The 22852-nt window shown below is 68.4% G+C and carries 19 protein-coding genes and 1 tRNA gene; 16 read left to right on the forward strand and 4 right to left on the reverse strand.

Annotated features, from left to right (window positions below):
• The first annotated feature begins 44 nt into the window (after positions 1-44).
• Positions 45-632, forward strand: a complete 588-nt coding sequence (locus PWS46_RS12855) for a DUF2244 domain-containing protein (protein WP_434615798.1) — start codon at positions 45-47, stop codon at positions 630-632.
• Positions 633-645: 13 nt separating this feature from the next.
• On the opposite strand, the gene PWS46_RS12860 is transcribed toward PWS46_RS12855, so the two are convergent.
• A complete protein-coding gene (locus PWS46_RS12860; protein WP_434615801.1) occupies positions 646-3033 on the reverse strand; it encodes a mechanosensitive ion channel domain-containing protein in 2388 nt (795 codons plus the stop codon).
• A gap of 198 nt (positions 3034-3231) precedes the next feature.
• On the opposite strand from PWS46_RS12860, the gene PWS46_RS12865 reads away from it, so the two are divergent.
• Complete coding sequence (locus PWS46_RS12865) at positions 3232-3945, forward strand: sulfite oxidase-like oxidoreductase (RefSeq protein ID WP_434615804.1); 714 nt, start codon at positions 3232-3234, stop codon at positions 3943-3945.
• A 256-nt stretch (positions 3946-4201) separates the two neighbouring features.
• Positions 4202-4278, forward strand: a tRNA-Arg gene (locus tag PWS46_RS12870).
• A gap of 19 nt (positions 4279-4297) precedes the next feature.
• On the opposite strand, the gene ybaK is transcribed toward PWS46_RS12870, so the two are convergent.
• The 3 genes from ybaK to apaG form a co-directional block, all read right to left on the reverse strand.
• A complete protein-coding gene (gene ybaK, locus PWS46_RS12875) occupies positions 4298-4780 on the reverse strand; it encodes a Cys-tRNA(Pro) deacylase (protein ID WP_434615807.1) in 483 nt (160 codons plus the stop codon).
• Between the two features lie 241 nt (positions 4781-5021).
• Positions 5022-5642, reverse strand: coding sequence for a GTP cyclohydrolase I FolE (folE, locus tag PWS46_RS12880; protein ID WP_434620002.1), 621 nt, complete (start codon positions 5640-5642; stop codon positions 5022-5024).
• Between the two features lie 448 nt (positions 5643-6090).
• Positions 6091-6483, reverse strand: coding sequence for a Co2+/Mg2+ efflux protein ApaG (gene apaG, locus PWS46_RS12885; protein ID WP_434615810.1), 393 nt, complete (start codon positions 6481-6483; stop codon positions 6091-6093).
• 488 nt (positions 6484-6971) lie between these two features.
• Between apaG and PWS46_RS12890 the strand changes: the two genes are divergently transcribed.
• The 13 genes from PWS46_RS12890 (at position 6972) to infB (ending at position 22816) form a co-directional block, all read left to right on the forward strand.
• Positions 6972-7688, forward strand: a complete 717-nt coding sequence (locus PWS46_RS12890) for a GNAT family N-acetyltransferase (RefSeq protein ID WP_434615813.1) — start codon at positions 6972-6974, stop codon at positions 7686-7688.
• 180 nt (positions 7689-7868) lie between these two features.
• Positions 7869-9278 (forward strand): tRNA (N6-isopentenyl adenosine(37)-C2)-methylthiotransferase MiaB, encoded by a 1410-nt coding sequence (gene miaB, locus PWS46_RS12895; RefSeq protein WP_434615816.1) that lies wholly within the window; start codon positions 7869-7871, stop codon positions 9276-9278.
• Positions 9275-10369 carry a PhoH family protein gene (locus PWS46_RS12900; RefSeq protein WP_434615819.1) on the forward strand — a complete coding sequence of 365 codons (1095 nt, stop codon included), beginning with the start codon at positions 9275-9277 and terminating at the stop codon, positions 10367-10369. The genes miaB and PWS46_RS12900 overlap by 4 nt, the downstream gene beginning before the upstream one ends.
• On the forward strand, positions 10366-10872 hold the full coding sequence (gene ybeY, locus PWS46_RS12905; protein WP_434615822.1) for an rRNA maturation RNase YbeY: 507 nt from the start codon (positions 10366-10368) through the stop codon (positions 10870-10872). Before PWS46_RS12900 ends, ybeY begins: the two co-directional genes overlap by 4 nt.
• Positions 10869-11825: a hemolysin family protein gene (locus tag PWS46_RS12910; protein ID WP_434615825.1), complete on the forward strand. Its 957-nt coding sequence runs from the start codon at positions 10869-10871 to the stop codon at positions 11823-11825. Before ybeY ends, PWS46_RS12910 begins: the two co-directional genes overlap by 4 nt.
• A gap of 286 nt (positions 11826-12111) precedes the next feature.
• Positions 12112-13725 (forward strand): apolipoprotein N-acyltransferase, encoded by a 1614-nt coding sequence (lnt, locus tag PWS46_RS12915; RefSeq protein WP_434615828.1) that lies wholly within the window; start codon positions 12112-12114, stop codon positions 13723-13725.
• A 130-nt stretch (positions 13726-13855) separates the two neighbouring features.
• A complete protein-coding gene (locus tag PWS46_RS12920; protein ID WP_434615831.1) occupies positions 13856-14350 on the forward strand; it encodes a helix-turn-helix domain-containing protein in 495 nt (164 codons plus the stop codon).
• A 236-nt stretch (positions 14351-14586) separates the two neighbouring features.
• Positions 14587-15771, forward strand: a complete 1185-nt coding sequence (gene metK, locus PWS46_RS12925; RefSeq protein WP_434615834.1) for a methionine adenosyltransferase — start codon at positions 14587-14589, stop codon at positions 15769-15771.
• A 108-nt stretch (positions 15772-15879) separates the two neighbouring features.
• Positions 15880-16617, forward strand: coding sequence for a tRNA (guanine(46)-N(7))-methyltransferase TrmB (gene trmB / locus PWS46_RS12930; protein WP_434615836.1), 738 nt, complete (start codon positions 15880-15882; stop codon positions 16615-16617).
• A gap of 263 nt (positions 16618-16880) precedes the next feature.
• Positions 16881-17381: a ribosome maturation factor RimP gene (gene rimP / locus PWS46_RS12935; protein ID WP_085090529.1), complete on the forward strand. Its 501-nt coding sequence runs from the start codon at positions 16881-16883 to the stop codon at positions 17379-17381.
• Positions 17382-17504: 123 nt separating this feature from the next.
• Entirely contained in the window at positions 17505-19064 is a 1560-nt protein-coding gene (gene nusA, locus PWS46_RS12940) for a transcription termination factor NusA (protein ID WP_434615839.1), read from the forward strand.
• Positions 19065-19138: 74 nt separating this feature from the next.
• Positions 19139-19939: an RNA-binding protein gene (locus tag PWS46_RS12945; protein WP_434615842.1), complete on the forward strand. Its 801-nt coding sequence runs from the start codon at positions 19139-19141 to the stop codon at positions 19937-19939.
• Positions 19940-19960: 21 nt separating this feature from the next.
• On the forward strand, positions 19961-22816 hold the full coding sequence (gene infB / locus PWS46_RS12950) for a translation initiation factor IF-2 (protein WP_434615845.1): 2856 nt from the start codon (positions 19961-19963) through the stop codon (positions 22814-22816).
• Positions 22817-22852 lie beyond the last annotated feature (36 nt).

The following is a 22852-nucleotide window of genomic DNA, read 5'->3' on the forward strand; positions in this document are numbered from 1 at the left end:
CCTCACGGTTTTCTGCCGGCCGCCGCTGGGTTAGGATGGCGGCCATGCCCATCGACATCAGCGGCTCCCAGCCTGACGGCCAGCCCGGCGACGGCCCCGCCCCCGCGGAGGGCGGCGGCGGAGGCGGTGCCGTGCGCGTGTTCTTCGATGCCGTCCTCCATCCGCACCGCAGCCTGGGACGCACCGGCTTCCGGGTCCTGATGGGCGTGGTGGTGGCGATGAACCTGATCGTCGCCGGCATCTTCGTCTCCCACGGCGCCTGGCCGGTGGTGCCCTTCTGCGGGGTGGACGTGCTGGCGCTGTGGCTGGCCTTCCGCGTCAGCTACCGTTCCGCCCGCCAGTACGAGCGGGTGCGGCTGACCGAAAGCGCGTTGACGGTGCAGCGCGTCCACTGGAAGGCGCCGGAACGCCGCTGGTCCTTCCATCCCTATTGGCTGCGGATCACCCACAACGAGCGCGCCGACCACGACCGCCGCGGCCCGGCCGGTCAGGTCACGCTGAGTTCGCACGGCCAGTCGGTGGGAGTCGGGTCCTTCCTGTCGCCGGCCGAGCGCTCCACCTTCGCCCGCGCGCTGGACGACGCGCTGCGCACCTGGCGCCGTCCGCCCTGCCCGCCGGCCGCCGCCGGATAGGGACCGGCCTTGCTTACGATCCCTGGCTGAGCGCCTCCGCCAGCGCGCGGTCCTGCGGCCGGCTGCCGGCGACGACCTGCATGTGCGGGAACGGGATCTCGATCCCCAGCTCGTCGAAGCGCTTCTTCATCCGCTTGTTGAAGGCGCGCTGGACGCCCCACTGCTTGATCGGCCGCGTCTTGAAGCGGGCGAGGATGACGATGGCGGAATCGGCGAACTTGTCGACGCCCATCACCTCCAGCGGAGCCAGGATGTCGGGGGCGAAGTCCGGATCGGCCTGCATCTCCTTGCCCAGCTCCACCAGCGTGTCGATCACATGGTCGGGGTCCTCGTGATAGGCGACGCTGACGTTGAAGACGGCGAAGGAGAAGTCCTTGGTCAGGTTCTTCACCGTCGTCACCGAGCTGAAGGGGATGGAATGCACCGCCCCCGCCGCATCGCGCAGCCGGATCGAGCGGATGGAGATCGCCTCGCACACGCCGGAATGGCCGCCGCCGACATCGACCACGTCGCCGACCGAGATGGAATCCTCGAACAGGATGAACAGGCCGGTGATGATGTCCTTGACCAGCGTCTGCGATCCGAAACCGATGGCCAGACCGACGACACCGGCACCGGCCAGCAGCGGGGCGATGTTCACCCCCAGTTCCGACAGGGTGATCAGCGACACCATCGTCACCAGCAGGATCAGGAAGGCGTTGCGCAGCAGCGGCAGCAGCGTGCGCATGCGGGCGCTGCGTTCGATCTTGGTACCGTTGCTGTCGGTGCTGGTCAGGAAATGCTCGATCAGCGCGCTCACCACCTCCCAGGCGACGATGGCGCCGGCCAGCAGCAGGCCGATGGAGATGGTGCTGCCGAGGACACGGCGGCCGATCGTCGATTCCACCAGACCCAGCGTGTCGATGCCCCAGCCGTTCAGCGCGACGCCCAGCGCCACCAGCCAGATGACGGCCTTGCCGATGCGCTGGACGACGGGAAGATAGTGGAAGGCGCGGGTGTGGAGCTGCGGCAGGTTGCCGGCCAGCTCGCGGTTCATCGTCAGGCCACGGCGCAGCGTACGGTTCAGGCCGGTCACCAGCAGCCGCGCCACCACCACCGACAGCACGGTCACGGCGGTGCCGCGGGCCAGATACTCGAAGCCGCCATAGACGTTCAGCACCCACACGCCCAGCGTCACCACGACATAGAGGATGGCCAGGACGTGCCAGATCTCGGCGAAGCGGCGGCGTGCGGTGCGCAGGACCGCGCCCTGCCCTTCCGCCTCGCGCCGGGCGGTCGCCAGCGGGTCGCCGTCGCCCGACAGCGGGTTGCCGCGCATCCACTCGGCGACGCCGACGCGGTTCTGCAGGATCAGCGCGATCAGCATGCCGGCGATCACCACCCCCAGCAGCTTCAGCAGCGCGCCGTAGGCGCCCAGCGGCAGGCCCAGCACATAGGCGCCCTCCGCCAGGAAATAGCCGTAGACCGCCACCGCGATCAGCCGGCGCGACCAGATGTAGCAGCGGCGGGCCCCTGCGTCGCTGGTGTGGACCAGCCGCAGGTTGGGCGCGTCCGGCGCGAACAGCATCCGCACCAGAATCAGCAGCGCCTGGGTGATGACGGTGGCGTTCACCACCGCCAGCGCCACCAGCCGCACGCGCGGCGCCGGCTCCGTCACCGACAGGATGGTGTAGGCGACGACGATGAACCCCAGGATCGGCGCCAGCTCCAGCACCGCGCGGCCCAGCAGCATCGGGATGCGCAGCAGGGTGGAGCCGACATGGCGGGCGGCCATCGCCTGACGCGGCCGGCTGAGCAGCCAGCTGATCCCGCGGGCGGCGGCGGCGCCGACGGCGAGGATCATCGCCAGCTGGATGGCGATCTGCACCCAGCGGTCGCGCGCCGTGTCGTCCTGCGCCTGCCGCTGCATCCAGGACAGCGCCCCCGGCAGGTCGGAGAAGACGTTGGCGACCTGCACCAGCTGGCGGCTGACCACGTCCATCCGCGCCGCCAGGAAGGCAAGCGCGCGGGCGCCGAGCGTCTGCGGCAGCGCCGACTCGCCCTCCGCCTCCTTGGCCTGGGCGAGGCCGCGCTGGGCGGCGATCAGGTTGCGCAGCTGGCCGACCAGCTGCGTGCGCGCGTCCTGGTTCTCCAGCGTGCCGACCAGCGCCTCCAGCTGCTGCACCGTCGCCTCGTCGACCACCACCGGGGCGGCGGAGGCGGGGGCGGCACCGCTGGCCGGGGCGGCGGCTGGTGCGGCGGCAGCAGCAGCAGGCGCCGGCGATGCGGCCAGCGCGGCGGAGCCCGCCAGCCCCGTTCCGGCGAGCAGGGCCGCCAGCAGCAGGACGGCGAAGCCGCCGGACAGGAACAAACGCCAGGCGCGTGCGAGGGAGGGTGCGGCGGGCGTCGCGGACCGGATCATCGGCAATTCACTCGTCTGGTCTTCGGAATGCGGCGGAGGAAAAGCGGCAAGGCGGAACCCTGGCGCGGAACCGTGGCTTTACTATGCCGGGCTTCGGGAAGTTAGTTCTCCCGCTTGCGCTTGCCAACCCGACCGGCTGTTCCTTTTTTAAGCGGGAGCCCCACCGGCAACGCCGGAACCGCAAGAGAAGGACCAGCCATGAACGACACGCCCGCCGGATCGGATGGAAGCAGCGGATTGGAACCGGATCGAGAGATCGGGCAGGACGGCGCAGTCCGCGACAAGCTGGTCGCCGTCAAGGAGCAATGGGCGCGCGACGGCCGCGCGCTGACCGGCCACGCCGCCGACCCGGCGCGCGACCGGCTGCCGCCCGGCCAGCGTCTGGTGACCGACTGGCCGGTGCTGGACCTCGGCATCACGCCGAAGGTGACGACCGCCAACTGGACGCTCGCCGTCGACGGGCTGGTGGAGAACCCGCTGTCCTGGAGCTGGGACGATTTCCAGGCCCAGCCGCAGGAGAGCTTCGTCTCCGACATCCACTGCGTCACCACCTGGTCGCGCTACGACAACCGGTGGGAGGGCGTCAGCGCCCGCCGCCTGCTGGAACTCGCGCGGCCGAAGCCGGAGGCGCGCTTCGTCGTCTTCCATTCCTTCGACGGCTACACCACCAACGTCGCCCTTTCGGACTTCGACGACGACGGCGTGCTGCTCGCCACCACCTGGGAAGGCCAGCCGATCAGCCGCGACCATGGCGGCCCGGTGCGGATCGTGCTGCCCAAGCTGTATTTCTGGAAGAGCGCCAAGTGGGTGAAGCGGATCGAGCTGCTGGCCGGCGACCGCAAGGGCTATTGGGAGGTCCGCGGCTACAACAACCACGCCGATCCGTGGCTGGAGGAACGCTATTCCGACTGAAGGGTACGAAGCGGCTCCTCCCCCCAGGGTAACCGCATATGGCAAATATAATCCTACACAAGGAAGCACGTCATTCCCGCGAAGGCGGGAATCCAGCCGTTTCAGTCGTTTTGCACGATAGTTTCCTGGATCCCCGCCTTCGCGGGGATGACGGAAGTCCTTTTATGGGATTCCGGATTCCATATGCGATTGCCCTGCTCCTCCGCCAAAAGCCACTTTCACCTTGCCGGCGAAACCGTTAAGGTGCGGCGCAAGTGGCCCCGTAGCTCATCAGGATAGAGCGCGAGTTTCCTAAACTTGAGGCAGCAGGTTCGAGTCCTGCCGGGGTCACCACTTCCGCCAAGCGCCATATTCAGTGCGCAACGATGGCGCAGACCACGGCCTTCGTCGCCTTGGCCAGATCGGCGGGGGCCAGCACGATCTGCAGGCCGCGCCGGCCGCCATTCACCACCATTTCCGGCAGCGCTTCGGCGCTCGCGTCGATGAAGGTCGGCAGCGGCTTCTTCTGGCCCAACGGGCTGATGCCGCCGACCAGGAATCCCGTGGTCTTTTCCGCCAGCGCCGGATCGGCAAGGTCGGCCTTCTTCGCCTTCGCCGCCGCGGCGATGGCCTTCAGGTCCAGCTTGGCCGCGACCGGAATGACGGCGCAGGCCAGCGCCTTGGGCTCCAGCTGGACGATCAGGGTCTTGTAGACGATGGCGGGGTCGAGCCCGAGGGATTCGGCCGCGTGCAGGCCGATGGCGTCGGCCGACGGATCGTACTCGTATTCCATCAGCCGGAAGGCGACGCCCGCCGCCTTCGCCGCATTGACCGCCGGGGTCACCTTCGCCGCCATGCTCCACACCGCTCACTGACAAACAGCGGCGGGAGCTTGGCAGGCGGCGTTATGGGTGTAAAGCCCTGCAGGATGCGCGGGGCTGTGCCCCCTCCCTAACCCTCCCCCACCTTCGGTGGGAGAGGGGACTGCCGCCGTTATGCAAACTCACCCTCCACTGCGATCGGACCGGCCTTCGGCCGGCCGAGGGCGAAACCCGCGGCGAAGCCGTGGGAGGGAGGGGGCAGTGCCGCCGGATGCCTCACTCCATCCCGCGCGAGGACGGGTTGCCGATCATCGTCAGGAATTCGCGGCGGGTCGACGGGTCGGTGCGGAAGGCGCCCAGCATGCGGCTGGTCACCATCGTCACGCCGGTCTTGTGGATGCCGCGGGTGGTCATGCACTGGTGCTGCGCCTCCACCACCACGGCGACGCCCTCGGGCTGCAGGACCTCGTCGATGGTGTTGGCGATCTGCGCCGTCATCTTCTCCTGGATCTGCAGGCGCTTGCCGTAGGCCTCGACCAGACGCGCCAGCTTGGAGATGCCGACGACGCGGCGGCGCGGCAGATAGGCGACATGCGCCTTGCCGATGATCGGCACCATGTGGTGCTCGCAATAGGACTCCACCCGGATGTCGCGCAGCACGACCATCTCGTCGTAGCCGTCGGTCTCCTCGAAGGTGCGCGACAGGATCTCGACCGGGTCGATGCCGTAGCCGGCGAAGAATTCCTCGTAGGAGCGGACGACCCGGTCCGGCGTGCCGACCAGCCCTTCGCGCGCCGGGTCGTCGCCGGCCCAGCGGATCAGGGTGCGCACGGCCTCTTCCGCCTCGGCGCGGGACGGACGGGCGTCGGGCCGGGACAGGCCGGGGCCGCGCAGCACGTTGTCGGCGACCGGGGGCTTGGCGTGCGGGGTCTTGGTAGCCGTCACGGGAACATCCTTTCCATAACTAGGAACACCCTGAACTGGGAAACACCCTGCGCGAAGCCGATGACCGCAATCCGACGGCCGCCGCGCAACACGCCCATCGTGTCTGGCGTCAGTACGGAGCCGATGCCTCGGCGGATCAACCGAACGGCCCGCAAGACGAAAAGGAGCTATCCTTGACCGGAATGGCGGCGCCCGCCTTTCCGTTTCCGCCCGGTTTCTGTCGCCGGGCGCCACTTGGAAGTCCCTAGATAGGGTCCGGCCTATGGCCTTCAAGCTATGGACAAAGTACGGGCAGCCATGCGGATTGTCAAAGCCGCCTGTTAATTTCTTCCAATAACCACAAGCATTCTATTGTATTATTCGTCTGCGTCCCGATTAGACGGTCGGCCGCGTCTTCCGATCAGTTCAGTTGCATCGGCTGGTGCGGGCTGTCCAGCGAGAAGGCCGGGATGGTCACGTCGAAGGCGCGCCCGTCCTCCCCCTCCATGCCGTAGGTGCCGGCCATGATGCCGGACGGCGTGCCGAGCGGGGTGCCGCTGGTGTATTCGAAATGGTCGCCCGGCTCCAGCACCGGCTGCTCGCCGACCACGCCGGGTCCCCGCACCTCCTGCACGCGGCCCATGGCGTCGGTGATGCGCCAGTGGCGGGTGCGCAGTTGCACCGTCTCGTTGCCCTCGTTCTCGATGCGGACGTGATAGGCCCAGACGAAGCGCCCCTCGGCCGGAGCCGACTGGTCTTCCAGGAAGACGGGCTGGACGGTGACGCGGATGTCGTGGGTGACGGCGGTGTACATGGCGGGCGGTCCGATGAACGGCACCGGCCGATGAACGGGCCGGCGGCTGGGGGTTTCGGGGGATTTCCGGGTGGGCGGGCGGCGGTTCAGCGCAGGATAAGGTCCCCTCTCCGCACTGTCCAGAACGCGGCCGGGCAATGATGCGGCATCCCAGCCTTTGGCCGGCCTTTGGCCGCCCTTGGGCACGCACCACGATTGACACAGTCATGCACAGTCTTCGGGTCTGCATGGTCTTGCGACGGGGGGGCGACGATGATATATGCGCAAGTCCCAGCAACGGCCGATGAGCCTTGTCCATGTCTCGTTCGCACGCCCTTCGCATCCGACGACGGAGCCTCGCACCGCGCATCGCGGTTGCGGCCGTCCTTGGGTCGCGTGCGAACGCCAAAGGCACAACGGGGACCTGACACCCCCGGCCTTCCGGCGGCGGCGCGATCCGCCCTCCAAAGCCTTCTGAGAAGACTTTCTTCCCGCCGGGAGCCCCACACATGATCATCACCGTCGAAGAGCCGAAGCACGCCGCCGCCATCGAAGCCCTGCTGGACGCCTCCTTCGGTCCCGACCGCTTCTCCAAGACCGCCTACCGGCTGCGCGACGGCGTCGACTCCATCCCCGCCCTGAACCTCGTCGCCATCGAGCATGACGAGCATGGGCGCGAGGTGGTGGTGGGCACCATCCGCTACTGGCCGATTCTGGTCGGTGGCGTCACCCAGTCCATCCTGCTCGGCCCGATCGCGGTCGCCGCCCATCTGCAGGGCAGCGGTCTGGGCAGCAAGATGATCCGGATGAGCCTGAACAAGGCGGTGGCGCTGGGCCACAAGTCGGTGATCCTGGTCGGCGACGCCCCCTATTACGAGCGGTTCGGCTTCTCCCGCGCCCTGACGCTGGGCATGGAGATGCCGGGTCCGGTCGACATGAGCCGGCTGCTGGGCCTGGAGCTGGTCGAAGGCTCGCTGGCCGGCGCCGCCGGCATGATCGGCAAGCCGGAGCAGGCGGACACGCAGGACGTGGCCATCGGCGAAACCTCGGTTCTTGGCCCGGTCCTCGGCCCGGTGCTGGCCACCTCCATCGAGATGCCGGCAGGAGACGCCTCCGTCCCTTTCAGCGCCCTGTTCAGCCGGACGGCGGCGGAGCGAATCTGGACTGACCGGGTGCGCAGGACCGACTGGTTCTGGCGCGACGGCCTGCAGGCCGGCGCGGCGTGACCTTTCCGGCGTGCGGAAAGCATAGGCTTGCAAACATGGGTGGGGCGAAGCGGGATTGACTCGATTCGCCCCACACGCGATACCATCTTTTCAGGAGCGACGCCGAACCGACGGCGTGCCGCGCGCCACGCAGCACCGTGAGCGCGCTATTCGTTTTTGTTCTGAGCGGAAGGGTGCGGGTTGACCAAGAAGCTGTTCATCAAGACCTGGGGCTGCCAGATGAACGTGTACGACTCCGCCCGGATGGCGGACGTCCTGGCACCGCTGGGCTACCAACCGGTCGATGAGCCGGACGGCGCCGACATGGTGATCCTGAACACCTGCCACATCCGCGAAAAGGCCGCCGAGAAGGTCTTTTCCGAACTGGGCCGGCTGCGCCAGATGAAGGACCGCAAGGCGGAGGCCGAGGATGGCCGGATGATCCTGGCGGTCGCCGGCTGCGTCGCCCAGGCGGAAGGCGAGGAGATCGTCGCCCGCGCCCCCTTCGTCGACATGGTCTTCGGCCCGCAGACCTACCACACCCTGCCGGAGATGGTGGCGAAGGCCAGCCGTGCCGCCGGCAGCGTGCTGAACACCGATTTCCCGGCCGAATCCAAGTTCGACTTCCTGCCGGAGGAAGCCGGCAGCCAGGGTGTGTCCGCCTTCCTGGCGGTGCAGGAGGGCTGCGACAAGTTCTGCACCTTCTGCGTCGTGCCCTACACCCGCGGCGCCGAATTCTCCCGCCCCGCCGACCAGATCGTTGCGGAAGCGAAACGGCTGGTGGCCGGCGGCACGCGCGAGATCAACCTGCTGGGCCAGAACGTCAACGCCTGGCACGGCGACGGGCCGGACGGCACCACCTGGGGCCTCGGCCGACTGATCCGCCGGCTGGCGGAGATCGACGGGCTGGAGCGCATCCGCTACACCACCTCGCACCCGCGCGACATGGCCGACGACCTGATCCGCGCCCATGCCGAGGTGCCGCAGCTGATGCCCTACCTGCATCTGCCGGTGCAGGCGGGGTCCGACCGCATCCTGGCGGCGATGAACCGCAAGCACACCGCCGACGATTACCGCCGGCTGGTCGACCGGCTGCGCGACGCCAAGCCCGATCTGGCGATGTCCGGTGACTTCATCGTCGGCTTCCCCGGCGAGACCGACGCCGACTTCGCCCAGACGCTGAAGCTGGTCACCGAGATCGGTTATGCGCAGGCCTATTCCTTCAAATACAGCCCGCGCCCCGGCACCCCGGCCTCGGTCGACGGATCCCAGGTGCCGGAAGAGGTGAAGGAGTCGCGGCTGGCGGCGTTGCAGCAGCTGCTGAATGCCCAGCAGGTCGCCTTCAATTACAGCTTCGTCGGCCGCAGCGTGCCGGTCCTGTTCGACCGGGTCGGGCGGCGCGATGGCCAGCTGCTGGGCCGCAGCCCGTGGATGCAGTCGGTCCATGCCGAGGCGAACGAACGGCTGCTCGGCCGCATTGTCGAGGTGCGGGTCGATGCGGCGCTCGCCAACAGCCTCGCCGGCACCGTGGTCACGGGTGAACACACCACCGGTGGACACACTGCCGCCTCTTCCTTCCAGCCTGCCGTAACCTTGGAGGCAAGCGCTTGAACGGTCTGCCCGAACGGCGTATCGACGTTCAATTCGATGACAACCGGCTTCTGCCGATGCTGTACGGGGAGCATGACCGCCACCTCGCCCGCATCGAATCCCTTCTCGGCGTGTCGCTGATCTCCCGCGGCAACACCCTGACCATCTCCGGCCCGTCCGAGGCCGCCGAAACGGCGCGGACGGCGCTGAACGGCCTGTATGGCCGGTTGACCCGCGGCCAGACCATCGACGGCGGCGAGGTCGACGGCGCCGTCCGCATGGCGACCGCCGATGCCGGTTTCGCCGGTGTGGCAGCCGGCGAGGAGCCGCGCGCACCCGGCCAGCAGGCGACCATCACCCGCGCCGAGATCGCGCTGCGCACCCGCCGGCGCGGCCCGATCACCCCGCGTTCCCCAACCCAGGCGGCCTATCTGCAGGCCCTGGCGGAGAGCGAGCTGGTCTTCGGGCTCGGCCCCGCCGGCACCGGCAAGACCTATCTGGCGGTGGCGCAGGCGGTGGCCCTGCTGACGACGGGCCAAGTCGACCGCATCGTGCTGTCGCGCCCGGCGGTCGAGGCGGGCGAGCGGCTGGGCTTCCTGCCCGGCGACCTGAAGGAGAAGGTCGATCCTTACCTGCGTCCGCTCTACGACGCGCTGCACGACATGCTGCCGGCCGAGCAGGTGAAGAAGCGGCTGGAGTCCGGCGAGATCGAGATCGCGCCGCTGGCCTTCATGCGCGGCCGGACGCTGGGCAACGCCTTCGTCATCCTGGACGAGGCGCAGAACACCACGCCGATGCAGATGAAGATGTTCCTGACCCGTCTCGGTGAAGGCGGCCGGATGGTCGTCACCGGCGACATCTCGCAGATCGACCTGCCGTCGGGCACCCGGTCCGGCCTGCGCGACGCGCTGGACATCCTGCGCGGGGTGGAGGGCGTGCGCTTCGTCCGCTTCACCGACGCCGACGTCGTCCGCCACCCGATGGTCGCCCGCATCATCCGCGCCTACGACCAGGCCGACGCGCGCGAGGCGGAACGCAAACAGGCCCGCCGTATCAGTTCCGCACCCGAAATGACCGACCGTGAGGCTGGCATCGTTGGAGATCCGGAATGACCAGCGCGGTCGACATCACTGTTTCACGTGAAGCCGGCGCCTGGGCCGAGGATGCCGAGTGGCTGGCGGAGCGCGCCGCCCTCGCCGCCCTGGGTGCGGCCTATGACGACGAGGAAGGCCCGGCCGAGCTGTCGGTCGTGCTGGCCGATGACGAACTGGTCCACCGGCTGAACCGCGAGTATCGCGGCAAGGACAAGCCGACCAACGTCCTGTCCTTCGCCCTGACCGAGGCGGAGGAGCCGGAGGCGCAGGACGGCATGCCGGTGATGCTGGGCGACGTCATCCTCGCCTATGAAACGGTCGCCCGCGAGGCGTCCGAACAGGGGAAAAGCTTCAAAGACCACATGACTCACCTTGTGATGCATGGTGTTCTGCATCTGCTGGGTTATGATCACGAGACGGACGACGAGGCCGAGGAGATGGAGGCGCTGGAAACCCGGCTGCTTGCAACCTTCGGAATCGCCGACCCCTATGCCGCCAACCACCAACCGCCGGACCGATGAGCGAGATATCCGACAGTCGCACGCCCCGTGATGACCACGGGGCCGAAGACCATTCCCTGGGCCACCTGTTCAAGGGGTGGCTCCGCACCGTCTGGGGTGGCCGCGAGGACAATTCCCTGCGCGGCACGATCGAAGAGCTGATCGCCGGCCTGGACGATGCCGCGAGCGAGGACGGCGAGGATTCGCTGGGCGCCGGCGAGCGGGCACTGCTGACCAACATCCTGAAGCTGCGCGACCGCACCGTCGCCGACGTCATGGTGCCGCGGGCCGACATCATCTCCGTCGACATCGACACCCCCTTCCCCGCCCTGGTCCAGCGCGTCGCCGAGGAGGGTCATTCCCGCCTGCCGGTGTTCCGCGAGACGCTGGACGACGTGGTCGGCATCATCCACATCAAGGACGTGCTGACCCTGCTGGCGAAGCAGGCCGCCTCGCCCGAGGGCCTGCGCCAGAAGCCGGACCTGACCGGCATCATCCGCGAGGCGAAGATCGTCGCCCCCTCCATGCATGTGCTCGACCTGCTGGTGCAGATGCGCCAGACCCGCCAGCACATGGCCCTGGTGGTGGACGAGTTCGGCGGCATCGACGGCCTCGTCACCATCGAGGATCTGGTGGAGGAGATCGTCGGCGAGATCGAGGACGAGCATGACGAGACCGCGGCGCCGCGGCTGGTCGAGCGCCCCGACGGCAGCCTGATCGCCGACGCCCGCCTGCCCATCGAGGATTTCGAGCACCGCGTCGGCCCGGTCCTGTCCGAGGAGGAGCGCGAGGACATCGACACGCTGGGCGGTCTGGTCGTTTCCATCGCCGGCCGCGTGCCGGGGCTGGGCGAGCGGCTGATCCATCCCTCCGGCCTGGAGTTCGAGATCGTCGACGCCGACTCCCGCCGCCTGAAGCGCCTGCGCGTCCACAACGCCCCGGCCAACAGTTCGGAGCTGGCGGAGACGGCGTAAGGATCGGGGTGGGGACGGCCCTCCCATAGGCGCTAATTGGCAGGTTTGATTGCCGTCGCAAGCCGAGCACATCCCTGATCGACCGTCATCCCCGCCTCCGCGGGGATGACGCTCAAAGAGGTGCCGGCCCATTGGGAAGTGGGCAAAGTCCTGCAAGTCAGCGCCTATAAGCCCGTCTCCCCAACCCCACAACACAGCCCCGCCCACAACAGCCTTGGCGCCCCCGTCCGGCCGCATTACCTATGGCGCCGCCCGCCATCCCTTGCCGCTGCCGGAGTTTCCCGTCTTGACCGTCACCGATGCGCTGCCCGTCCCCGCCCGGCTGGGCCGTGTTTCCGCGCGGCTGGCCGCGTTGACCGGCTGGCGCCGGCTGGCCGCCGCGGCGCTGTTGGGCGGGCTCGCCACGCTGGCGGTGCCGCCGGCCGATCTGCTGCCGGTGCTGCTGGTCGCCTTTCCCGGACTGATCTGGCTGCTGGACGGGGTGGAGACGAAGAAGGGCGCCTTCGCCATCGGCTGGTTCTTCGGCTTCGGCCATCACCTGCTGGGGCTCTATTGGATCAGCGCCGCGCTGTTCACCGATATCGAGCGCTTCTGGTGGGCGCTGCCGCTGTCGGCCGTCGGTCTGCCGATCCTGCTGGCGATGTTCAGCGGCGGCGCCACCCTGACCTTCCATCTGCTGCGCCGGCGCGGCTTCGGCATCGGGTTGGCCCGGCCGGTTCTGTTCGCCGCCTGCTGGTGCCTGTGGGAATGGCTGCGCGGCCATGTCTTCACCGGTTTTCCCTGGAACCTGATCGGCTATGGCTGGGTCGGGGTACTGCCGGTGCTGCAGACGGTCTCGCTGGTCGGCATCTACGGCCTGACGCTGGTGACGGTGCTGGTCGCCTCCCAGCCCGCGGCCCTGCCCGACCGCGACACCACACCGCGCCGCGCCTGGGCCGGCGTCGCCGCCGGGCTGGCGTTGCTGGCGGTGCTGGGCGGCTGGGGAGCCTGGAGGCTGGCCGGCGCGGTGGACGAACCGGTGCCGGGCGTCCGGCTTCGGCTGGTCCAGGCGGCGATCGACCAGAGGCTGAAATGGGCGCCCGGCGAGCGGGTGCAGAATTTCCAGAACCATCTCGCCCTGTCGGCCGCCCCGCCGGCCGATCCGTCGGCTCCGCCGCCCAACGTCATCATCTGGCCGGAAACCGCCGTCCCCTTCTTCGTCGAGGAGGATGCGCGGGTGCGTCAGGCGATGGCCTCGGTCATCCCGCCCGGCGGGCTGCTGATCACCGGGGCGCCGCGCACGACGGTCGATGCGGACGGCGAGCGCCGCTATTTCAACGGCATGGTGGCGGTGGACGGCAGCGGTGCCGCCGTCGCCGACTACGACAAGTTCCACCTCGTTCCGTTCGGCGAGTACATGCCGCTGCGGCAATGGCTGCCCGTCGGCGCCATCGCCGGCAACGGAGCGGAGTTCTCCCCCGGCCCCGGTCCGCGCACCCTGCATCTGGGGGATCATGTGGCCGGTCTGCCGTCCTTCAGCCCGCTGATCTGTTACGAGAGCATCTTCCCCGGCGCCGTGGTCGACACGGCCGACCGGCCGCACTGGCTGCTGAACCTGACCAACGACGCCTGGTATGGCCGCACCGCCGGCCCGCACCAGCATTTCGCTATCAACCAGGTCCGCGCGGTGGAGGAAGGGCTGCCCCTGGTGCGGGTGGCGAATACGGGAATATCCGGGGTGGTGGACTCCTACGGTCGTGTGCAACAATTGCTCGGACTGGGTGAGCGGGGCTTCATCGATACCACATTGCCGAAAGCGCCTGACGGCGCCACAGCCTATGCCCGCATGGGCGACTGGATTTTCGGCATAGTGCTTCTAGGCTGTTTTCTGGCGGCCTTGGCCTCGCGATATCACCGGTAACGCAGCAATACGGGCAATCCGCCCGCCACAGGCAGAACAATTTCGTGTATCGGGCTTGACCGGAGCGGGCTTGACTGCATACGTGGATATGTCGTAACTAGGTTGCACAACCGTTACAGGGATAAACGAGATGCAGACTGAAACTGGGGCGCCGCGCGGGCGCCGTGCGGGTGCCGGCCGTCCGAAGACCGGAAAGCCGAATCCCATCGACGTCCATGTCGGATCCCGCGTCCGTCTTCGCCGCACGCTTCTCGGCATGAGCCAGGAAAAGCTTGGCGAGGCGATCGGCCTGACCTTCCAGCAGGTGCAGAAGTACGAGCGCGGCGCCAACCGCATCGGCGCGTCGCGTCTGTTCGATCTCAGCCGCGTCCTGGATGTGCCGGTCTCCTTCTTCTTCGACGACATGCCGGCCGAAGCGGCTGCCGCCCGCGTCGACGACGAGGACGAGTCCGGTGCGACCGAAGAGCGCTCCGCCGGCGCCTACGAGCCCGATCCGATGGCCAAGCGCGAGACGCTGGAACTGGTCCGCGCCTACTACAAGATCAGCGATCCGTCGGTGCGCAAGCGTCTGTTCGAACTGACCAAGGCGGTGGCCAGCGCCGCCGTGGCCGAAGCCGCAGTGTAACACCGGCCGCTAACTCCTGCCGGTTGCCACAAGGCATGTGATACCCACCGAAAGGGGATGGCACGGGCTCGACCGTGCTCCCCCTTCGTGCTGGGACTGCGGTAATCGGTCCGGGGCCTTACCGCCGGTAGATTTCTTGACCCGGACGGGATTCCTTGTCACAACCCGCTTTGGACCGGTGTCTGCGGCCGCTGTACCGGTCTGCCGTTTCGGCTCATGAAATAGCGTGCCGCCGAATGCCGAGGTTTCCCGTGGCAAAGCTGAACTACGTCTTCACCAGCGAGTCCGTGTCGGAAGGTCATCCCGACAAGGTCTGCGACCGCATCTCCGACGCCATCGTCGATCTCTATCTTTCGCACGACCCGCAGGCCCGCGTGGCCGTCGAGACGCTCGCAACCACCAACCAGGTCGTTCTGGCCGGCGAAGTCCGCGGCCCCGACAGCATCAAGGCCGACCAGCTGGTCGAGGTGGCCCGTGCCGCGGTGAAGGACATCGGCTACGAGCAGGACGGCTTCCATTGGGAGAAGATGGACGTCAAGTGCTTCGTCCATTCCCAGTCCGCCGACATCGCCGTCGGCGTCGACGCCGCGGGCAACAAGGACGAGGGTGCCGGCGACCAGGGCATCATGTTCGGCTATGCCTGCCGCGAGACCCCGGCGCTGATGCCAGCCCCGATCTACTACAGCCACGCCATCCTGAAGTCGCTGGCCGAGGCGCGCCATTCCGGCGCCGCCCCGCAGCTGGGCCCGGACGCCAAGAGCCAGGTCACCCTGCAGTATGTCGACGGCCGCCCGACCCGCGCCACCGCCATCGTGCTGTCGACCCAGCACGCCGAGGGGCTGGATCAGGACGCCGTGCGCGAGATCGTTCTGCCGCACATCGTCAACTGCCTGCCGGAAGGCTGGATGTGCGACCCGAAATACCTGTACGTCAATCCGACCGGCCGCTTCGTCATCGGTGGCCCGGACGGTGACGCCGGCCTGACCGGCCGCAAGATCATCGTCGACACCTACGGCGGTGCGGCCCCGCACGGCGGCGGCGCCTTCTCCGGCAAGGACCCGACGAAGGTCGACCGCTCGGCCGCCTACGCCGCCCGCTATCTGGCGAAGAACGTCGTCGCGGCGGAGCTGGCGGAGAAGTGCACGATCCAGGTCTCCTACGCCATCGGCGTGTCGAAGCCGCTGTCGGTCTATGTCGACACCCACGGCACCGGCAACGTCGACGAGGATCGCCTGTCCGACGTGCTGCAGCAGCTGGTGGACCTGTCCCCGCGCGGCATCCGCACGCATCTGGGCCTGAACAAGCCGATCTACGCCCGCACCGCCGCCTACGGCCATTTCGGCCGCGAGCCGGAGGTGGACGGCGGCTTCTCGTGGGAGAAGACCGATCTGGTCGGCGACCTGCGCAGCGCCTTCCTGTAAGCGCGTTCGCAGCATTGGACCCGCCGCAGGGCGGATGGACGGCAGGGGCTGGCAACGGCCCCTGCTTTCTTTTGAGGCCCATCCCTTTTCCCGATACAGCGTTCCGACATGACCGACGACAGCACCACTGGCCCCCTCGCCGCCGGATCCCTTTCCGAAAGCTCCAACCGCCTGTTCGGGCGCCGCAAGGGCCGGCCGTTGCGCAAGCGCCGGACGGAGCTGATCGACGTCCTGCTGCCTCAGCTCCAGATCACGCTGCCGGAGCCCGGCGGCAGGCTGGACCCCGCCGGCCTGTTCGACGGCCCGAAGCGGGAGGTCTGGCTGGAGGTCGGGTTCGGCATGGGCCATCACCTCGCCTGGCAGGCCGGGCACCATACGGATGTCGGCTTCATCGGCGCGGAACCCTTCCTCAACGGCATCGCCGGCCTGCTGGGCATGGTCGACGACGAAGATCTGCACAATGTGCGCATCCAGCCCGACGACGCCCGTCCGCTGCTGGACGCCCTGCCCGACGCCTCCATCGGCCGCGCCTTCGTGCTGTTCGCCGATCCCTGGCCGAAGAAGCGCCATGCCGACCGCCGTTTCATCGGGCCGGAGAACCTGCCGCGGCTCGCCCGCGTGCTGAAGGACGGCGCCGAGCTGCGTCTGGCCAGCGACGACATGGGTCTGGTGCGCTGGATGCTCGAACACACGGTGAAGCATCCCGATTTCGAATGGACGGCGCGCCGCCCGTCGGACTGGCGCATCCGCCCCGACGACTGGCCGGCCACCCGCTACGAGGAAAAGGCCATCGCCGCCGGGCGCAAGCCGGTCTTCATGCGGTTCGTCCGCCGTCCGCGGGGCTGACGCATACCCGTTCCGCTTGAGATTCCGGCCGGCCACAGCGATCGGACCGGAAAAGGCTTGCGGCATCGGACGGAATGACTATATTCACCGCTGAGAACCCATACGGATCGGCGGCCCGGGCAACCGGGCCGGCGAGACGCTTTGCGGGTGGGCTTTTGCCCACTTATTTTTTTATGAGCGTGTGGAAGCACGCGCTTGTTGAACCTTCTGTTGTGGAAACCTCGTCCGGTTCGATCCCGGCCGCAGGCTTTGGGTCAGGTGGAATGGACGCTACAGGTCGCATCGAACAGATCATCACGCCGTCGGTCGAAGCCATGGGCTATGAGGTCGTGCGCGTACAGATCTCCGGCGGCCAGCGGGCGATCCTCCAGATCATGGCGGAGCGCGCCGACGGCGCGCCCATGACCGTCGAGGATTGCGCCGACATCAGCCGTTCCGTTTCGGCCCTGCTGGACGTGGAAGACCCGATCCGCGAGGCTTATACGCTGGAGGTCAGTTCGCCCGGCATCGACCGGCCGCTGACCCGGCTCAAGGATTTCGAGCGCTTCGCCGGCTTCGAAGCCCGGCTGGAAAGCCGCATGGCCATCGACGGCCGCAAGCGTTTCAAGGGCATGCTGAAGGGCGTCGAGGACGGCCTGGTGTGCATCGACACCGAACAGGGAGCCGCCCGGCTGGAGTTCGACAACATCCTGCGCGCCAAGCTGGTGCTGACGGACGAATTGATCCGCGCCAGCCAGGAGCAGCAGGAGGGCCTGCAGAACTGACGGACCCGTCCATCAGGACGCGCCATCGGACTGCCTGCCCCAGGTTGCCCCCACCCCGCCGAGACCCGACCGGACATCACGCAAGACCGGCATCACACAAGACCGACTCAGGAAGTGTAACGGATGGAACTGCTGCAAGTCGCTGACGCGGTCGCCCGCGAAAAGAACATCGACCGGGACGAAGTCCTGGAGGCGATGGAGCAGGCGATTCAGAAGGCCGGCCGCTCCAAGTACGGCCACGAGCACGACATCCGCGCCCGCATCGACCGCAAGACCGGCGACATCCATCTGACCCGCCACCTGGAGGTGGTCGAGACGGTGGAGAACGAGGCGACGCAGGTCACCCTGCCCTACGCCCAGCGCCGCAAGGCCGGTGCGAAGATCGGTGATTTCCTGGTCGACCCGCTGCCGCCGATCGATTTCGGCCGCATCGCCGCCCAGACCGCCAAGCAGGTGATCGTGCAGAAGGTGCGCGACGCCGAGCGCAAGCGCCAGTTCAACGAGTACAAGGACCGCAACGGCGAGATCGTCAACGGTCTGGTCAAGCGCGTCGAATACGGCAACGTCACCGTCGACCTGGGCCGCGCCGAAGCGATCCTGCGCCGCGACGAGCTGCTGCCGCGCGAGCATTTCAAGAACGGCGACCGCGTCCGCGCCTATATCTTCGACGTCCGCGAGGAACCGCGCGGGCCGCAGATCTTCCTGTCGCGCACGCATCCCATGTTCATGGCGAAGCTGTTCGCCCAGGAAGTGCCGGAAATCTACGACGGCATCATCGAGATCAAGGCGGTCGCCCGTGACCCGGGTTCGCGCGCCAAGATCGCGGTGCTGAGCCACGACAGCTCCATCGACCCGGTCGGCGCCTGCGTCGGCATGCGCGGCAGCCGCGTCCAGGCGGTCGTCGGCGAACTGCAGGGCGAGAAGATCGACATCATCCCGTGGTCGGGCGAGGCGGCGACCTTCGTCGTCAACGCGCTCGCCCCGGCCGAGGTCGCCAAGGTCGTGCTGGACGACGACAACCGCCGCATCGAGGTGGTGGTGCCCGACGACCAGCTGTCGCTGGCCATCGGCCGCCGCGGCCAGAATGTGCGCCTCGCCTCGATGCTGACCGGCTGGGACATCGACATCCTGACCGAGCAGGAGGAGTCGGAGCGCCGGTCGGAGGAAATCCACAACCGCTCCGCCCTGTTCATGCAGGCGCTGGACGTCGACGACGTGATCGCCCACCTGCTGGTCGCCGAAGGCTTCACCTCCGTCGAGGAGATCGCCTTCGTCGAGACCGAGGAACTGGCCGAGATCGAAGGCTTCGACGAGTCGGTCGCCGACGAGCTGAAGCAGCGCGCCCTCGCCTTCTTGGAAGTGCAGGACGAACAGGCCAACGAGCGTCGCCTGGAGCTGGGCGTAGAGGACATCGTCGCCGAACTGACCGGCTTCACCGCCACGCAGCTCGTGAAGCTGGGCGAGAACGGCGTGAAGACGCTGGACGACCTGGCCGATCTCGCCGGCGACGAGCTGGTCGAGATCCTGAGCAAGGATGGCGCCAAGGACGCCCCCTCCGAAGAGGAGGCGAACGCGATCATCATGGCCGCGCGCGCCCACTGGTTCGAGGGTGAGGAACAGGACGGCGCCGCCGCGGCCCCCGTGGCCGACGGCAATGCCGATGGTCAGGGCGCGCAGGCCTGACCGGCAGCAATGCCGGTTGGAACTGCGCCCGACAGGAACGATTATTCGGGACCGCGCGAGCGGATGACGATCGGATGACCGAACGGAACGACGAACGGACACCGACCGCCGCCGCGGATGCGGTGCCGGATCAGGAATTGGCACCGGATGACGGTGCCGGGACGGACCGCCTGCCGGCCGACGACGAGAAGGGGCCTCTGCGCCGCTGCATCGCGTCGGGCACGGTCGGGCCGAAAGAGGGCATGATCCGCTTCGTGATCGGCCCCGACGGCGAGGTGGTGCCGGACCTGGAGGAACGTCTGCCCGGCCGCGGCCTTTGGGTCACGGCCGACAGGGATGCCCTGGCGAAGGCCATGGGGAAATCCGTTTTCGCCAAGGCGGCCCGCCGGGCGGTGAAAGTACCGCCCGATCTGGCCGAAAGGCTGGAACGGCTGCTGGAACGGCGGTGTCTGCACGCGTTGGGCCTTGCCCGCCGTGCCGGCCACGTCCTGGCGGGATACGAGAAGGTGCGCGAGGCGTTGAGGGCCAACCAGGTCGGCCGTGCGGGTCCCCCGCCGGCCCTGCTGGTCGAAGCCGCGGACGGCTCGCTGGACCAGCGCGGCAAGGTGACGGCGCTCGCGCCGTCGCTGCCGGTGATCGATCTGTTCGAGTCCTCGGCCTTGGCCGCGGCGCTCGGGCGCGATCATGCGGTGCATGCCGTGGTGGCGCGAGGCAGGCTGGCCGCTGGGCTGGTCCGCGAAGCGGCACGCCTGAGGGGGCTGAAAGGTCCCCGGGGGCACCTGGACCTGAAAGGTCCCCAAGGGGACCGGGATGCGCACCAGGATACTGATAAGGGCTTGGGAGTCGGCGATACGGCCGGCCGGCCTGCGATGTAACGTCTGACCATTCGGGAACCGATGACCGACAGCAACGACCAGGACCAGAAGAAAGTCTTGCACCTAACCGGCGCCAGCAAAGGAAAGCTGGAGTCGAAGAAGCCGGTCGAGACCCAGGTCCGGCAGAGCTTCTCCCATGGCCGGTCAAAAGCGGTGACCGTAGAGGTCAAGCGCAAGCGTCATGTTGAAAAGGGCGCCGTGCCCGGCGTCGCCGACGGCGGTGCCGCCGCGCGCCAGGCTGCCCAGGGCCTGCCCATGCGCGGTGCGCAGGGCCAGCGTCCCCGCGGCGGCGGTGCCCCTGCCGGGCGCCAGCTGACCCGCGAGGAGCTGGAATCGCGCCTGCGTGCGCTTCGCGGCGCTGCGGCATTCGAGGAGCAGCGCCGGATCGAGGCCGAGGAAGAAGCGGCCCGCGCCGAAGCCCGCGCCGCCGAGGCCGCGGCCCGCGCCGCGGAAGAGGCCGCCGCCCCTCCGGCCGCTCCCTCCGAAGCCGCCGCTCCGGCCGCCGCAGAAGCTCCGGCCCAGGCCGAGCCCGAGATGCCGCCGATCATTCTGGACGCCGAGACCTTGCGCCAGCGCGAGCTGGACGAGATGCGCGCCATCCAGGAAGAAGAGCGCAAGATCGCCGAAGAGGCCGAACGCCGCCGCAAGGAGGAAGAGGCCAAGCGCAAGGAAGCCGAGGACGCCAAGCGCCGCGACGCCGAACCGGCGCCCCGCCGCGATGGCGGCCGCGACGGTGCGGGCCGTGACGGCGCGCGTCCGGCCGGTGCCCGTCCCGCCGGCGACCAGCGCCCCGGTGGCGCCGCCGGCCGTCCGGCCGCCGATGCCGCTCCCGGCCGCACGCTGCCGGGTGCCGGTGCTCCGGCTCCCCGCGCCGTCGAGGAAGAGGACGACAACCGCCGCAAGGGTGGTCGTGGCGGCGCGCCGGCCAAGGCCGCTCCCGCCCGTCCCGCCGCCAAGGCTCCCGCCGGCGCCGACCGCCGCAAGGGCACCAAGCTGACCGTCTCCCAGGCGCTCAGCGACGACGGCGGCGACCGCACCCGGTCGCTGGCCGCCGTCCGCCGTGCCCGCGAACGCGAGCGCATGCGGCAGATGAGCCGTCAGGAGACGGCGAAGGTCACCCGTGACGTCGTGCTGCCGGAAGTCATCACCGTCCAGGAACTGGCCAACCGCATGGCCGAGCGTGGCGCCGACGTCATCAAGTCGCTGATGCGCATGGGCGTGATGGCGACCATCAACCAGACCATCGACGCCGACACCGCCGAACTGGTCATCACCGAGTTCGGCCACCGCGTCCGCCGCGTGTCGGAGTCCGACGTCGAGATCGGCCTGCGTGCCACCGAGGAAGAGGGCGCCATCCTGGTGCCGCGTCCGCCGGTCGTCACCATCATGGGCCACGTCGACCACGGCAAGACCTCGCTGCTCGACGCGCTGCGCCAGACCGACGTGGTGTCGGGCGAGGCCGGCGGCATCACCCAGCACATCGGCGCCTATCAGGTGCAGCTGGAGTCGGGTGCGAAGATCACCTTCATCGACACGCCGGGTCACGCCGCCTTCACCGAGATGCGTGCCCGCGGCGCCAACGTCACCGACGTGGTCGTGCTGGTGGTCGCCGCCAACGACGGCGTCATGCCGCAGACGATCGAGGCCATCCGCCACGCCAAGGCGGCCAAGGTTCCGATCATCGTCGCCATCAACAAGTGCGACCTGCCGGACGCCCGTCCGGAGCGTGTCCGTCAGGAACTGCTCCAGCACGAGCTGGTGGTCGAGGAGATGGGCGGCGACGTGCTCGACGTCGAGGTGTCGGCCAAGGCGAAGCTGAACCTGAACAAGCTGGAAGAGGCCATCCTCCTCCAGGCCGAAATCCTGGAGCTGCGGGCCAACCCCGAGCGTGCCGCCGAAGGCGTCGTCATCGAGGCGAAGCTGGAGCGTGGCCGTGGTTCGGTCGCCACCGTGCTGGTCCAGCGCGGCACGCTGAAGGTCGGCGACGTGTTCGTGACCGGTGCCGAATGGGGCCGCGTCCGCGCCCTCATCAACGACCGCGGCCAGAACGTCAACGAGGCGGCCCCGGCCGTGCCCGTGGAGGTCCTGGGCCTGAACGGCACGCCGATGGCCGGCGACGACTTCACCGTTGTCGAGTCCGAAGCCCGTGCCCGCGAAATCGCCGAGTTCCGCCAGCGCAAGAAGCGCGAAGCGGTGGTGGCGGCGTCGGCCCGCGGTTCGCTGCAGGACATGTTCAGCCGCATCCAGGCCGGCGAGGCCAAGGAACTGCCGGTCGTCATCAAGGGCGACGTGCAGGGCTCGATCGAAGCCATCGCCAGCTCGCTGGAGAAGCTCACGGCCGAGAACACCGAGGTCAAGGTCCGCGTCCTGCACAACTCGGTCGGTGCGATCAACGAGTCCGACATCACGCTGGCCAATGCGTCCAACGCGATGATCATCGGCTTCAACGTCCGCGCCAACCCGCAGGCCCGCGACCTCGCCAAGCGCGACGGCGTCGAAATCCGCTACTACTCGATCATCTACAACGTGATCGACGACGTGAAGGCGGCGCTGACCGGTCTGTTGTCTCCGACGCTGCGGGAACGCTTCATCGGCTACGCGACCATCCGCGAGGTGTTCAACATCACGAAGGTCGGCAAGGTCGCCGGTTGTATGGTCACGCAGGGCACCGTCAAGCGCGGCGCCGGCGTCCGCCTGCTGCGCGACAACGTCGTCATTCACGAAGGCACGCTAAAGACGCTCAAGCGCTTCAAGGACGAAGTCAAGGAAGTGCGCGAGGGTTACGAGTGCGGCATGGCCTTCGAGAACTACGACAACATCCAGGCCGGCGATCAGATCGAAGCCTTCGAGATCGAGGAAATCGCTCGCGAGCTGTAAGACGAACGGCCCGCCCGGCCCCTTCCGGTGTATTAC

It is taken from the genome of Azospirillum sp. B2RO_4 (genome assembly GCF_051124815.1).
GTDB lineage: Bacteria > Pseudomonadota > Alphaproteobacteria > Azospirillales > Azospirillaceae > Azospirillum.